This is a genomic window from Curtobacterium sp. MCLR17_036, from assembly GCF_003234445.2.
GTDB lineage: Bacteria > Actinomycetota > Actinomycetes > Actinomycetales > Microbacteriaceae > Curtobacterium.
The window spans coordinates 3397934-3410224 of record NZ_CP126269.1; the positions used below are offsets into that span (position 1 = coordinate 3397934).

Below are 12291 nucleotides of genomic sequence, written 5' to 3' on the forward strand. Positions count from 1 at the left end.
CCCGCACACGCGGGGCCGCTTCGTCGTGTCGGCGGATCAGAACTGCAGGGCGCCCTCGACCGACTTGACCTTCATGCGCGCGAGCGCCAGGTTCGCCTTCGCACGGTCGAGCACGAAGTAGATGAAGACCTCGGGCTGCGCGGCGAGCGGGCGGATGATGTGGAACTGCGACGACAGCGTGATGAGGATGTCGTCGATCGAGTCGGCGAGGCCGAGCGAGCGCGCGGTCTTGAGCTTGGCGCGCACGACCTCGGTGTTGCCGGCGGCGGCGAGTTCGAGGTCGATGCCGGAGCCGGCGCCGCCGAGCAGCATGCCGGAGCCGCTGTCGACGACCGCGGCGGCCATGGCGCCGTCGACCGCGACGAGCTCGTTCAGGGAGTCGGTGATGGAGGACATTCGGGTTTCCTTGTCGTTCGGTGCGGTCGACCGGTCCCGGGGCGGGTCCGATCGGTGGAGGGGCCGACGTCGGTTCAGAACGTGGCCGCGGTCGGGGTGCGCTGCGCCTGCGCGAGGCCCTCGCCGATGCGGGTGGAGCAGCGGCGGGCCACGGTGAGCGCCTTGCCGAGCATCTCGTCGGTGTCGAAGAGCGCGGCGAGCACGATGGTGGAGCCGGGGATCCGCATCTGGATCAGGTGGCCGCGCTCGGCGGCGATGATCACGTACTCGCCGGCGCCCATCGCGAGCTCGCGACCGACGGCCTCGCTCAGCGCCTGGATCGAGCTCGCCATGCTGGCGAAGCGACCGCCGTCGGTGACAGCGGCGTTCGACTCGGCGACGCGGACGACCTCGAAGCCGTCGTCGCTGAGCAGCGAGGCGGTGAGCAGCGAGCTCGCGGCCTCGCGCATCGCGGAGAGTTCGACCCGGCCGAGTTCGATGACGGCGGGGTCCTGGTGGGGGGCGGTGGACATCAGCGGTGCACTTCCTGCGGGGGCGTCATGGCCGCACGCATCTCGATGTTGGCGACGAGCGTCAGCAGCACCGTCGTCATCTGCTCGGTCCGTCGGGGGTCGACGGTGAAGACCGGCACGAGCATCTCGGGGTGGGCCGCCTGCAGCGCGTCGGACAGTGTCGCCGCGGTGATCCCGGGGGCGACGTCCGCCCGGGTGAGGCCGACGACGACGCCGCCGCGGTCGTACAGGTCGCGGAACTCGTCGACGTACTCGATCAGCGAGGCGACCGGGTCCGGCGCGTCGGCGTTGACCAGCACGACGAGTCCGCGGGCGCGCTCCTGCAGGATCTGCCACATGAAGTCGAACCGGCGCTGTCCGGGGATGCCGTACAGGCGCACCTTGTCGGTGTCGCCGACGGTGATCTCGCCGTAGTCGAGCGCGACGGTCGTGGTGTCCTTGTCGGCGGTCTCGCGGTCGGTGTTCGCGGCCTCGGTGCGGACGACCGGCACCTCGCTGAGCGCCTCGATCGCCGTGGTCTTGCCGGCGCCCATCGGGCCGGCGAACAGGATGACGTGCTCGGCCATCAGCGGGCCAGCCGGTCGAGCAGGCGACGGAAGAGGCCGCTGCGGGGTGCCGGTGCGGACTGCACGGCGGCCGGGACCGGACGGTCGAACGCCGGACGCGCCATCGCGACGTCGGGCGTCTCGGAGCGCAGGATGCGCATCAGGCTGAAGGCGTTGATGAGGCGTCGCGCCTCGGTCGGGGCCACGTTCGCCTGCTCGGCGAGCTCGTCGACGGTGAGCGACGCGTACCCGAGCAGCGAGGTCATCCGGACGTGGTCCGGGGTGTGCGCGAGGGTGGTGAAGTTCGGCCAGCGCTGCAGTCGGTAGCGGTCGTCGCGCTGCAGCCACCAGGCGAGCTCGCCGGGGAAGGAGTTCAGGCCGACGTACCAGAGGAACGCCTGCAGCTCGTTGCCGGGGCCGGCGGAGACGACGGACTCGGCGTCGCGTGCCTCGCGGCCGACGCGCAGGTCGTCGGGCTCGATCGGGAGCGCGTCGAGCGGCGTGCTCGTCCAGTAGGCGTCCGTCGCGACGTCGATGATGAGCGGGTCGTGCCCGGCGATCTCGATGCGGAGCACCTCGCCGGGCGCGTCCCACATCGGCCGGACGGCCATGGCGACCCGGGTCCAGCCGAAGCGCGGCATCGGCGTCGCCTCGTGCGCGGGCGTCGCGTCGAGGTCCCCCGGACCCGAGAGCTGTGTCGATTCCATCCCTGGGTCGTCCTCCTGGCGCCGGTCCCCCGGCCGTTGCTCCCTCGACACCGTCCGCGCCGATCTGACGTGTCGATCCAAGTGGATCGGGACGTTCTGCAGGAAGCCCCCGTGCGGGCGTCACCTGTTGTGAGGGCAGGAGGACGGTGCACCACCGAAGACGAGGATTCGACGCGCCGAATCCTCTGGCATGCTGGGATCGTGACCGACACCGCCGCCGCACCACCCGCCGAACAGACCCCTCGTCGTCGCGCGGCCGGGCTCACCCTGCTCGGTCCGGCGTTCGTCGCGGCCATCGCCTACGTCGACCCCGGCAACGTCGCGGCGAACCTGACCGCCGGCGCGGAGCACGGCTACCTGCTGCTGTGGGTGCTCGTCGCGGCGAACGCCAGCGCGGTCGTCGTGCAGTACCTGTCCGCGAAGCTCGGCGTCGTGACCGGGCGGTCCCTGCCGGAGCACCTCGGGTTGCGGTTGCGCCGCACACCCCGGCTGCTGTTCTGGGGGCAGGCCGAGGTCGTCGCCGCCGCGACCGACGTCGCCGAGGTGATCGGCGGCGCACTCGCCCTGCACCTGCTGTTCGGGCTGCCGCTCGTGGCCGGCGGGCTCGTCACCGGCGTCGTCTCGATGCTGCTGCTCACGCTGCAGAGCCGCCGTGGCACCCGCGCCTTCGAGACGGTCGTCACCGCCATGCTCGTCGTGCTCACCATCGGATTCTGCGGCGGCCTGCTGTTCGCGCAGGTCTCGCCCGCCGAGCTCGTCGGCGGACTCGTGCCCCGTTTCGAGGGCGCCGGCTCGGTGCTGCTCGCGGCCTCGATGCTCGGCGCCACGGTGATGCCGCACGCGGTGTACCTGCACTCGGCGCTCGCCCGCGACCGGCACGGCGAGGTCCCGGCCGGACCGGAACGCCGGCGTGTGCTCGCCGCGACCCGGTGGGACGTCGGACTCGCCCTCGTGGTGGCCGGCGGCGTGAACATCTGCATGCTCGTGCTCGCCGCGGCGACGCTGCCGGGCGTCGCCGGGACCGACTCGATCCCGGGCGCGCAGCGGGCGATCGCCGAGCACGTCGGCCCGGTGGTCGGCGTGCTCTTCGCCGTCGGGCTGCTCGCCTCCGGACTGGCGTCGACGTCGGTCGGCTGCATGGCCGGGGCCGAGATCATGCGCGGGCTCCTGCACGTGCGGATCCCGCTCGTGGCCCGACGGCTGGTGACCCTCGTCCCCGCCATCGTCCTGCTCGCGGTGCAGGCGGACGCGACGATGCTGCTCGTCGTGAGCCAGGTGGTGCTGAGCTTCGGGATCGCCTTCGCGATCGTGCCGCTCGTCGTCTACACCTCGCGCCGGAGCGTGATGGGCGCGGACGTGAACGCCGCGACCACCCGCGCGGTGGCGTGGGTGATCGCGGCGGTGATCGTGGCGCTCAACGTCGCGCTGGTCGTCCTCACGCTCACGGGGTGAGGACGCCCGACGTCGGGCCGTCCGGTGCGTCAGTCGACGACGCGGACGCCCTTCCAGAACGCGACGTAGCCCGAGTAGTCCTTGCCGACGCGGTCGAAGGACGACGGGATCGGCGTCGGGTACGACCAGGCGTTGTCCTGTAGCGCCTGTCCGTCCACGTTCACCGTGTAGTACTGCGTGTCGCCCTTCCACGGGCAGTGGTACTGGGTGGGGCTCTCGGTGAACAGCTCGGACTTCACGCTCGACGGCGGGAAGTACCAGTTGCCCTCGATCTGGATGAGGTCCTCTTCCGGGGCCTCTGCGACCACGGTGTCTCCGACGACTGCCTTCATGGCGTTGCTCCTTCGCTCGCTGGGTGCTGATCGGACCGAACGCTACGCCCGGCTCCGGGATTCCCGCAGGACGACGAGCTCCGGCCCCGCGGCGAGCGCCGCGTGCGTCGCGTCGCGGCCCGGTCCGGCGGCGGACTCGGAGGCCGTCACGAGGTGCCGCACCCCGCGGCGCAGCCCCGTCCACGCCGCGCACGCTGCGGCGGCCTCCGGCGAGGTGTGGTCGATCCCGACGGCGACGAGCGCGTCGACGACGGCGCCCGCGCCGAGCAGGTCGTCCACCGCGAAGTCCGGGGCGTCCGGCACGGCGGCGGACTCCCCCGCCGCGACCGCGGCGTCGTCGAGGGCGGGCGGGTGGTGCAGCCCGGCCGCGACGACCGCGACGACGCACCGGTCGCCCCGCTCGGCCTGGAGGCCCGTCACCCGTTCCGCGACCGCCGCCGCGTTGCCGAGGTGGCCGAGCACGACCTCCGGTCCCTCCGGCAAGGCGTCCGTCGCGTCGGCGAGCACCCGCCGCTGTGCGGCCGGGTCCGCGGACGCCGGCAGGACGTCGACCCAGACGAGCAGGTGCGCGCCGTGGGCGACGCGCGCCGCACCTCCGGTGCCCCACGCGAACCGGACCTGGTACTGCTCCTGGGTGCGTTCTGCCACGCCCGCCACGATAGCCGCGGGCGCGCGCCTGTCCGCGCCCACAGGATCCGCTGTCCCTCTCCACAGGGAGGTCGCTCGGGGCGGTCCGCGGGAGCGCGCGTCCGTAGGATGACCTTCCATGGAGATCGCCCCCGTGCCCACCCTGACCGGTGACCGTGTGACGCTCGAGCCCCTCGCGCAGGAGCACGCCGAGGACCTGCGGGCGGCGGTCACGGACGGCGACCTGTGGCGCACCTGGTACGCCTCGGTCCCCGCCCCGGCCCAGGTCGAGGACGAGATCGACCGGCGGCTCGCCGAGCACCGCGCCGGCCGGATGGTGCCCTTCGCGGTACGCGACCGACCGACGGGGCGCGTGGTCGGTGCGACGACCTTCATGAACATCGACACCGGGAACCGCCGCGTCGAGATCGGCAGCACGTTCCTGGCCCGCTCGGCACAGCGCTCCGGCATCAACACCGAGTCGAAGCTGCTGCTCCTGTCCCACGCGTTCGAGGCCTGGCAGTGCATCGCCGTCGAGTTCCGCACGCACTGGCACAACCAGCAGTCCCGCGCGGCGATCGCCGGCCTCGGCGCCAAGCAGGACGGCGTGCTGCGGAACCACGCGATCGGCCGCGACGGCACCCTGCGCGACACGGTCGTGTTCTCCGTCATCGCGTCCGAGTGGCCGACGGTCCGGATGTCCCTGGCCGAGCGGCTCCGCCGGCACGACCGGGCCGAGGGCGCCCGGCGTCGCTCGGCCCGGCACGCCTAGGGCGGCGCACGCGTACGGTCGACCCATGCACGTCGGCCTCCGGATCATCCTCGACGCGCCGGTCGACACCGTGCGCGACGCCCTGCTGTCCCCGTCCGTGATGGTGGCGGTGACGAAGCCGTTCCTCGTCTACCGCTCGCGCGACCCGCAGGGGTTCCCGCGCCGGTGGGAGCCCGGGCACCCGCACCCGATCACGGCCAGCGCCTTCGGCCTCGTGCCGAGCGGCGACACCCACGTCGACCTCGACCTGTACGAGGTCGAGGGGGTCCCGGTGCAGCGCGACAACGGCGGCGGCACCTCGGGGCTGTTCGGGCGGATGACGATGCGGCACCGGATGGCCGTCGTCCCCGCACCCGGCGGGCGCACGCTGCTGCTCGACCGCCTGACCTACCGGATGCGGCCGTGGCCCCTCGGCGCGCTCCTCTGGCCGGGCATGTGGGTGATCTGGCAGTGGCGGGCGTCCCGGATGCGTGCCCTCGCGCCCACGTGGCGGACGGACGGTGCCTGACGGGCGCGGGTCGGGCCTCCCGTCCACCGCGCAGCGGCGTAGCCTCGACCACGTGAGCCAGACGCGCCCCGACGAGCCGACGACCGACGACCACGTGCGGAGCACGCTCGCGACGGTCGACTGGCGACGGATGACCTTCGACCTGTACCGGCGGGTCCGGGCGACCCCCGACCCGCAGGTCGCGCACGCGATGTGGCGGGAGACGCGCGACGCGATGTTCGCGGAGCACCCGGCCTCGCCGCTGCTCGACGAGGACGCCCGTGACTTCGAGTCGCTGCCCGTCCCCGACTACGACCCCGACTGGCGGTTCGAGGTCCGCATCGAGCCCACGGAGCCCGCGGCGTTCGACTTCGAGACCGGCACCGACGGCATCGTGCACTTCGACCGGCTCGGCGTCGTCAGCGTGCCGGGCGTCGGCACGCTCGACGTGTGGTCGCACGGCGGCTACGCGGGCGGCCTGTTCGTCCCGGTGAAGGACGCCAGTGCCGGCAAGGCGCGCGGGACGTACGGCGGCGGGCGCTACCTGCTCGACACGATCAAGGGCTCGGACCTGGGCGGCGACGACGCCGGGTCGCTCGTCCTCGACTTCAACTTCGCGTACAACCCGTCGTGCGCGTACGACCCGGCGTGGGCGTGCCCGCTCGCGCCGCGCGGCAACACCGTGGCCGTGCCGATCCCGGTCGGCGAGCAGTACGACTTCTAGGGTGGAACGCATGGCTGGACTGGTCGCGATCGACGCCGGCGGGCGCATCCCGCCCTTCGAACAGGTGCGCTCGCAGATCGCGGCGCAGATCGCCGCCGGGTACCTGGTCGACGGCGAACGGCTGCCGAGCGTGCGCGGGCTCGCGGACGAGCTCGGGCTGGCGGCGGGGACGGTCGCGAAGGCCTACCAGCTGCTCGAGGAGGCCGGACTCGTGCACACGGCGCGCGGTGCCGGCACCCGGGTGGTGCGCCCGGCCGAGGTGCCGGACGCCGTGGCCGACGCGGCTCGGGAGCTCGCCGCGGCGGCGCGGGCGGCCGGCCTGTCCGCCGAGCAGGCCGCGACGGCCCTCCGCGACGCCTGGCCCGCCTAGACCGGGAGCCCCTCGTCGCGGCCCGGCGGCCGCCGTCAGCAGTGCTCGAAGACGTACTCGTCGCTCGACGGTGCCACCAGGTCGCGATCGCGCAGGATCGTCATGGCCGGGCGGCTCGTCAGGCGGCACACCGACCCCCACGAGCGCTCGAGGGTGTCGGCGTACTCGACGTCGATGACCCGCTTCCCGTAGGCCTTCGTGTACGCAGAGCACTCCCGGTACTGCACGCACTCCTCGGCGACGACGAAGTCGAACCCGGTCTGCTCGCGGCCGGACGCGCCGAGCTGTGGCGTGTTCTTCTGCCCGACGGCCAGTCCGTGCCGGTGGCCGGTCGTGACGAGCGACTTCGCGAGCGCGAGGTTGCCGGCCCGGGTGAGCCGCTTCCCGCTCCGGGTCCAGGAGTCGAGGTTGTCGAACTCGACGGCGTCGAAGCCGCGGTCACCGCAGCGGGCGATGGTCTTCGCGAGCACCTTCGTGATGAGGGCGCGCTTCGCGGCGGTCCGGGTGTCGAGGAGCATCTCGTCCGGCCACCCCGGGTCCGAGACCGGCTTGCCCGCACGGTCGCGGAGGATCGCGGACGGGTACGACTTCGTCCACGTGCGGGCGGCCTCGGGCTGCGTCTGGAACCCGTTGACGTAGCAGATGCTGTACGTGCCCTTCGCGGGCTTCGCGGTGCTGTCGCGCTCGACGATCGTCACGCCGGACGGCGGCGCGTAGGCCCCGCCGAGCTGGTAGTCCGGACGACCCGAGGTGGGCAGGTTCGTGTACCCCGCCGTCGATGCCGCGCGTGCGGTGCCGGCGCCCCCGGCCGGCGCGGCCTCGGCGCACCCGGCGGTGCCGAGGACGGCCACCAGGGCCATCGCGGTGGTCAGCAGGACGGTTCGTGTGCGCACCCCGGAATCCTCGCACGCGCGCGGCGGACGGCCCGGTCCTCGGCGATCCGGCGTCCGCGCGCTATGCTGGACGTACTCGAGGCGCCGATCGCCTCGTGCGTCGTACGGACGCCCCGAACTCCCGACCACCGATCCGACGGATCGCGGTCGATGATCGAGCACCTCACGAAGGTGCCCAGGCTTCTCTGCTGCGGCGACTGCGCCAGCCACCTCCGTTGGCGCGCATCCCGCCCGCGCGCTGCCTCGCAAGTGCGCCCACAGCCGGACCCCTCCGGCTCGAAAGGTCACCATGACCACCGAAGACATCCGTTTCTCCGACCTCGGCGTCCCCGCGCCGATGGCCGACGTCCTCGCACAGCAGGGCAAGGAGACCGCGTTCCCGATCCAGGCGGACACGCTCCCCGACTCCCTGCAGGGCAAGGACGTCCTCGGCCGCGGTCGCACCGGCTCCGGCAAGACGATCGCCTTCGCGATCCCGCTCGCCGCCCGCCTCGCCGCCAGCGGCCGCAAGCGCCGCGCCGGCCGCCCCCGCGCCCTGGTGCTCGCCCCCACCCGTGAGCTCGCGACGCAGATCGACGCGACCCTCGCCCCCCTCGCCAAGTCGATGGGCCTCAACACCACGACGATCTTCGGCGGAGTCGGGCAGGGCCGTCAGGTCGACGCCCTCCGCGGCGGCGTCGACGTCGTCGTGGCGTGTCCGGGTCGTCTCGCCGACCTCATGCAGCAGGGCCACGTGCACCTGGACGACATCGAGGTCACCGTCCTCGACGAGGCCGACCACATGGCCGACATGGGCTTCCTGCCCGGCGTCACCAAGATCATGCAGGCCACGCCGACGAAGGGGCAGCGCCTGCTGTTCTCGGCGACGCTCGACAACGGCGTGGACAAGCTCGTCAAGAAGTTCCTGCACGACCCGGTGATGCACTCGGTCGACGACGAGACCAGCCCGGTCGAGGCGATGACGCACCACCTGTTCGAGGTCGCCGACGCCGACGCCAAGAAGCAGCTCGTCACAACGCTCGCCTCCGGCACCGGCCGCCGCATCCTCTTCATGCGCACGAAGCACCACGCCAAGCGCCTCGCCAAGCAGCTCACCAGCCAGGGCATCCCGGCGGTCGACCTGCAGGGCAACCTGTCCCAGGGCGCCCGTGAGCGGAACCTCGCGAAGTTCTCGTCCGGCGAGGCCCTCGTCCTCGTCGCCACCGACGTCGCCGCCCGCGGTGTGCACGTCGACCACGTCGAGCTCGTCGTGCACGTCGACCCGCCGACCGAGCACAAGGCGTACCTGCACCGCTCCGGCCGCACCGCGCGTGCCGGCTCGTCGGGCGACGTCGTCACGGTGACGATGCCCGCCGAGCGTCGCGACGTCGCGCAGATGATGCGCGCCGCAGCGATCTCGGTCCAGCCGCAGCGCGTCACCGCCGAGTCGCCCGCCGTCACCACCCTGGTCGGCGAGGTCGCCCCGGTCCGCCACGTGGCCGAGGAGCCCGTGCAGCAGCAGCGCCAGCCCCGTCAGCGCTCCGCCGAGTCCGCCGGTGACGGCGCCGGTCGTCGCCGTGGTCGCGGCGGTCGATCGGGAGGCGCGGGGCAGCCCGCGCGCGCCGGCTCGGCCTCCGAGTCCGCCGGTTCCGCCGGCAGCCGTCAGGGCCGTCCGGCCCGCGGCACCCGGTCCGAGGGCGCCGGTCGCTCCGGCGCCCCGGCCGCCGGTTCGACGGGTGGTCGTCGCGGCGGCGGTGCCCGTCGCTCGGGCAGCAGCGACGTCGTGCGCGGCGGCTCGTCGGCCGTCTGGTCCTCGGACGGCGGCTACGCCGCCGGCCGTGGCGCCGGCAACGAGTCGGGCGGCAACCGTCGCGGTAACTCGCGCCGCGCCTCCCGCCCGGCCGGTGCCGCCGACCGCCACTGACCCGTTCGACCAGCCTCGGCCAACCTTGACGTGCGCTGCGAAGCGGCGCACGCCGAGGGGTACCTTCCAGGGCACCGGATGCCGCGCGAGCGGCTGACGGGGAAACGTCCGCTACTGGAAGGAGTGCCCATGGCAGGCATCGACGACATCAAGAACGCCGCCGAGAAGGCGGCCGGCAAGGTCAAGGAAGCCGTCGGCAACGCGACCGACAACGACCGCCTCAAGGCCGAGGGCCAGACCGACCAGGGCAAGGCCTCGGCGAAGCAGGGCGTCACGGACGTCAAGGACGCCGCACACGGCGTCGCCGACAGCTTCAAGAACGACAACAAGTAAGCCGGTCCCGCACCGCGCTGCGAAGCCCCCGGATCCGATCGGATCCGGGGGCTTCGTCGTGTCGGGTCCAGGGGACCGGTCAGGGCAACGCGCCGACCGAGGCCAGGCCGGCACGGAGCAGTGCACCGCGGCCGCCCTCCATCTCGTTGGCGACCGCGTCCGAGGCGGCCTCCATCGGGCTCATCCAGGTGAGCTCGAGGGCGTCCTGGCGCGGCTCGCACGTACCCGTGACCGGCACGACGTACGCGAGCGAGATCGCGTGCTGGCGCTCGTCGGTGTAGACCGAGGCGCCGGGCAGCGGGAAGTACTCGGCGACGGTGAACGGCGTCGGGCTCGACGGCAGCTGCGGGAACGCCATCGGACCGAGGTCCTTCTCGAGGTGCCGGAACAGGGCGGTGCGGATGGACTCGCCGAACATCACCCGGCCGGAGACGAGCGTGCGGGCGATGGACCCGCTCGGGGAGACCCGCAGGAGCACGCCCACCTCGGTCACGACGCCGAGACCGTCGGTGCGGACCGGGACGGCCTCGACGTAGCAGATCGGCAGCCGGCGTCGGACGGTCGCGAGTTCCTCGTCGGACAGCCAGCCGGAACCGGAGTCGGGATCGGGGTCGGGGGTTCGCAGCGTGGCCATGCACCGTGTCTACCAGGGCCGGCGGCGAGTTCGGCGCACGGCGCGGGCACCTGTGGACGGTTAGCGTGGTCGCCGTGATCGATGCAGACGTGGTGCGGTGGACCAGACCGGAGTCGGAACGGGCCGGGACGCCCCTGCTCGTGGCCATGCACGGGGTCGGCTCGGACGAGCAGGACCTGCTCGGCCTCGCACCGGCACTGCCGCCGGCCTGGACGGTCGCGTCGCTGCGCGCCCCGACGCCGTGGGGACAGGGGTTCAGCTGGTACCCGCTCGGGACGCCGGGCTCCCCCGCGCTCGAGCCGGTGGACGACGCCGTCGCCGGGGTGCTCCGCTGGGTCGACGCCGTCGCCGCCGACCACCCGAGGATCGGACTGCTCGGCTTCTCGCAGGGCGGTTCGATGGCGCTCCAGCTCCTGCGTGCCCGGCCCGCGGGGTTCGCCTTCGCCGTGTCGCTGTCCGGGTTCGTGGTGCCCGGCGTCGCCGACGCACGGGACGAGGCAGTGGCAGCCGTCCGGCCGCGCGTGTTCCTCGGGCACGGCGACCTCGATCCGGTGATCCCGGCCGAGGCCACCGCGCGCACGGAGGCCTGGGCAGCGACGCACACCGACGTGACCGACCGGACGTACGCGGGCCTGCCGCACTCGGTGTCGGCGGCGGAGCTGGCGGACGTGGCCGCGTTCATCGGGGCGTAGTCGGCGAGGGCCGGGCGCGCTCGGTGAGCAGGAATGGTCGGGTCTGATGTGCGGACCCGACCATTGCTGCTCACGATGTGGACGGGAGGCGCGGGGCGAGCCGCCACCGTGCCTCCTGTCCGTCAGTCGGCGAGGATCTGCAGCAGGTCCTTGCGGAGCTGGTCGATCTTGGCGGTGGCCGCCTTCGCCTGCTCCTCCGTCGCGCTGGTGCGGTACATGTGCAGGACGCCCATGGTCTTGCGGAGCGCCTCGACGAACTCGCGCGACGAGTCCGGCAGGCCCGGCGCGTCGAAGGCCGCGGCGATCTCGTCCGCCTTGGCCTGCGCCTCGGCCCTGCCCGCGTCGGTGAGCTCGAAGAGCGTCTTCCGGCCGTCGCCCGTCGAGACGACGAGGTCCTCGTCCACGAGCTGCTGGAGCGTCGGGTAGACCGAGCCGGGGCTCGGCTTCCAGGCGCCGCCGGTGCGTTCGGCGATGGTCTTGATGACGGCGTAGCCGTTCTGCGGGCCCTCGGCCAGCAGGCCGAGGATCGCGAGGCGGACGTCGCCGCGGCGACGGCGTTCGCGGCCGAAGCCGGGACCGCCGAACCCCGGACCGCCGAAACCGGGTCCGAAGCCGGGGCCGAAGCCGGGGCCGAAGCCGCGACCGGAGCCGCCGCGTCCGCCGTGGTCGTGGTCTCCGCGGTCGCGGCCGGGGAAGCCGGCGCCGTGGTGGTGCCGCGCACCGCCGAAGCGCAGGCCGCGCGGGTGCTGGTGGGTGTCGTCGTGGTCGTGCATGGGTCGCATGGTGCGTCCTTCCGTCGTGCTGGGTCGGCTCGCGATCGGTCTGGCGGGAACGCCTGCGTCGTATCGCGATGTCTCAACGATAGATCGGTAACTATCGCTTCGTCAAGGGGTACGTCCGCACGGGCCGCTG

General features: G+C 73.2%; 16 protein-coding genes and 1 pseudogene. 8 read left to right on the forward strand and 9 right to left on the reverse strand.

Annotation, left to right across the window (positions count from 1 at the left end):
* Window positions 1-36: 36 nt before the first annotated feature.
* The 4 genes from DEI99_RS16005 to DEI99_RS16020 all read right to left on the reverse strand — a co-directional run bounded on the left by DEI99_RS16005 (window position 37) and on the right by DEI99_RS16020 (window position 2160).
* Window positions 37-396 carry a hypothetical protein gene (locus DEI99_RS16005; protein ID WP_071259664.1) on the reverse strand — a complete coding sequence of 120 codons (360 nt, stop codon included), beginning with the start codon at window positions 394-396 and terminating at the stop codon, window positions 37-39.
* 74 nt (window positions 397-470) lie between these two features.
* Window positions 471-908: a roadblock/LC7 domain-containing protein gene (locus DEI99_RS16010; protein ID WP_111040847.1), complete on the reverse strand. Its 438-nt coding sequence runs from the start codon at window positions 906-908 to the stop codon at window positions 471-473.
* Window positions 908-1474: a GTP-binding protein gene (locus tag DEI99_RS16015; protein ID WP_111040848.1), complete on the reverse strand. Its 567-nt coding sequence runs from the start codon at window positions 1472-1474 to the stop codon at window positions 908-910. The genes DEI99_RS16010 and DEI99_RS16015 overlap by 1 nt, the downstream gene beginning before the upstream one ends.
* On the reverse strand, window positions 1474-2160 hold the full coding sequence (locus DEI99_RS16020; protein WP_071259636.1) for a hypothetical protein: 687 nt from the start codon (window positions 2158-2160) through the stop codon (window positions 1474-1476). Before DEI99_RS16020 ends, DEI99_RS16015 begins: the two co-directional genes overlap by 1 nt.
* 201 nt (window positions 2161-2361) lie before the next feature.
* Here DEI99_RS16020 and DEI99_RS16025 point away from each other — a divergent pair, with 201 nt between their 5' ends.
* Complete coding sequence (locus tag DEI99_RS16025; RefSeq protein WP_111040849.1) at window positions 2362-3612, forward strand: Nramp family divalent metal transporter; 1251 nt, start codon at window positions 2362-2364, stop codon at window positions 3610-3612.
* A 29-nt stretch (window positions 3613-3641) separates the two neighbouring features.
* On the opposite strand, the pseudogene DEI99_RS16030 reads toward DEI99_RS16025, so the two are convergent.
* Window positions 3642-3947: pseudogene (locus DEI99_RS16030) on the reverse strand (DUF427 domain-containing protein); the annotation flags it as partial.
* A gap of 39 nt (window positions 3948-3986) precedes the next feature.
* Window positions 3987-4592 (reverse strand): hypothetical protein, encoded by a 606-nt coding sequence (locus tag DEI99_RS16035; RefSeq protein ID WP_258369224.1) that lies wholly within the window; start codon window positions 4590-4592, stop codon window positions 3987-3989.
* Window positions 4593-4710: 118 nt separating this feature from the next.
* On the opposite strand from DEI99_RS16035, the gene DEI99_RS16040 reads away from it, so the two are divergent.
* The 4 genes from DEI99_RS16040 (at window position 4711) to DEI99_RS16055 (ending at window position 6924) form a co-directional block, all read left to right on the forward strand.
* Window positions 4711-5343, forward strand: coding sequence for a GNAT family N-acetyltransferase (locus DEI99_RS16040; protein ID WP_071259622.1), 633 nt, complete (start codon window positions 4711-4713; stop codon window positions 5341-5343).
* Window positions 5344-5368: 25 nt separating this feature from the next.
* Window positions 5369-5851 carry a hypothetical protein gene (locus DEI99_RS16045; RefSeq protein WP_071259618.1) on the forward strand — a complete coding sequence of 161 codons (483 nt, stop codon included), beginning with the start codon at window positions 5369-5371 and terminating at the stop codon, window positions 5849-5851.
* Between the two features lie 130 nt (window positions 5852-5981).
* Window positions 5982-6554: a DUF1684 domain-containing protein gene (locus tag DEI99_RS16050; RefSeq protein WP_071260363.1), complete on the forward strand. Its 573-nt coding sequence runs from the start codon at window positions 5982-5984 to the stop codon at window positions 6552-6554.
* A gap of 10 nt (window positions 6555-6564) precedes the next feature.
* Entirely contained in the window at window positions 6565-6924 is a 360-nt protein-coding gene (locus DEI99_RS16055; RefSeq protein ID WP_071260361.1) for a GntR family transcriptional regulator, read from the forward strand.
* 35 nt (window positions 6925-6959) lie between these two features.
* On the opposite strand, the gene DEI99_RS16060 is transcribed toward DEI99_RS16055, so the two are convergent.
* Window positions 6960-7817 (reverse strand): endo alpha-1,4 polygalactosaminidase, encoded by an 858-nt coding sequence (locus DEI99_RS16060; RefSeq protein WP_111040851.1) that lies wholly within the window; start codon window positions 7815-7817, stop codon window positions 6960-6962.
* A 289-nt stretch (window positions 7818-8106) separates the two neighbouring features.
* Here DEI99_RS16060 and DEI99_RS16065 point away from each other — a divergent pair, with 289 nt between their 5' ends.
* Both DEI99_RS16065 and DEI99_RS16070 read left to right on the forward strand, forming a co-directional pair.
* Window positions 8107-9720 (forward strand): DEAD/DEAH box helicase, encoded by a 1614-nt coding sequence (locus DEI99_RS16065; RefSeq protein ID WP_111040852.1) that lies wholly within the window; start codon window positions 8107-8109, stop codon window positions 9718-9720.
* 129 nt (window positions 9721-9849) lie between these two features.
* On the forward strand, window positions 9850-10053 hold the full coding sequence (locus DEI99_RS16070) for a CsbD family protein (RefSeq protein WP_111040853.1): 204 nt from the start codon (window positions 9850-9852) through the stop codon (window positions 10051-10053).
* A gap of 79 nt (window positions 10054-10132) precedes the next feature.
* Here DEI99_RS16070 and DEI99_RS16075 read toward each other — a convergent pair whose 3' ends face one another.
* Complete coding sequence (locus DEI99_RS16075) at window positions 10133-10687, reverse strand: NUDIX hydrolase family protein (protein WP_071259587.1); 555 nt, start codon at window positions 10685-10687, stop codon at window positions 10133-10135.
* A 74-nt stretch (window positions 10688-10761) separates the two neighbouring features.
* Between DEI99_RS16075 and DEI99_RS16080 the strand changes: the two genes are divergently transcribed.
* Window positions 10762-11379: an alpha/beta hydrolase gene (locus DEI99_RS16080; RefSeq protein ID WP_258369225.1), complete on the forward strand. Its 618-nt coding sequence runs from the start codon at window positions 10762-10764 to the stop codon at window positions 11377-11379.
* A gap of 122 nt (window positions 11380-11501) precedes the next feature.
* Here DEI99_RS16080 and DEI99_RS16085 read toward each other — a convergent pair whose 3' ends face one another.
* Window positions 11502-12161, reverse strand: a complete 660-nt coding sequence (locus tag DEI99_RS16085) for a PadR family transcriptional regulator (protein WP_111040854.1) — start codon at window positions 12159-12161, stop codon at window positions 11502-11504.
* Window positions 12162-12291: the final 130 nt, after the last annotated feature.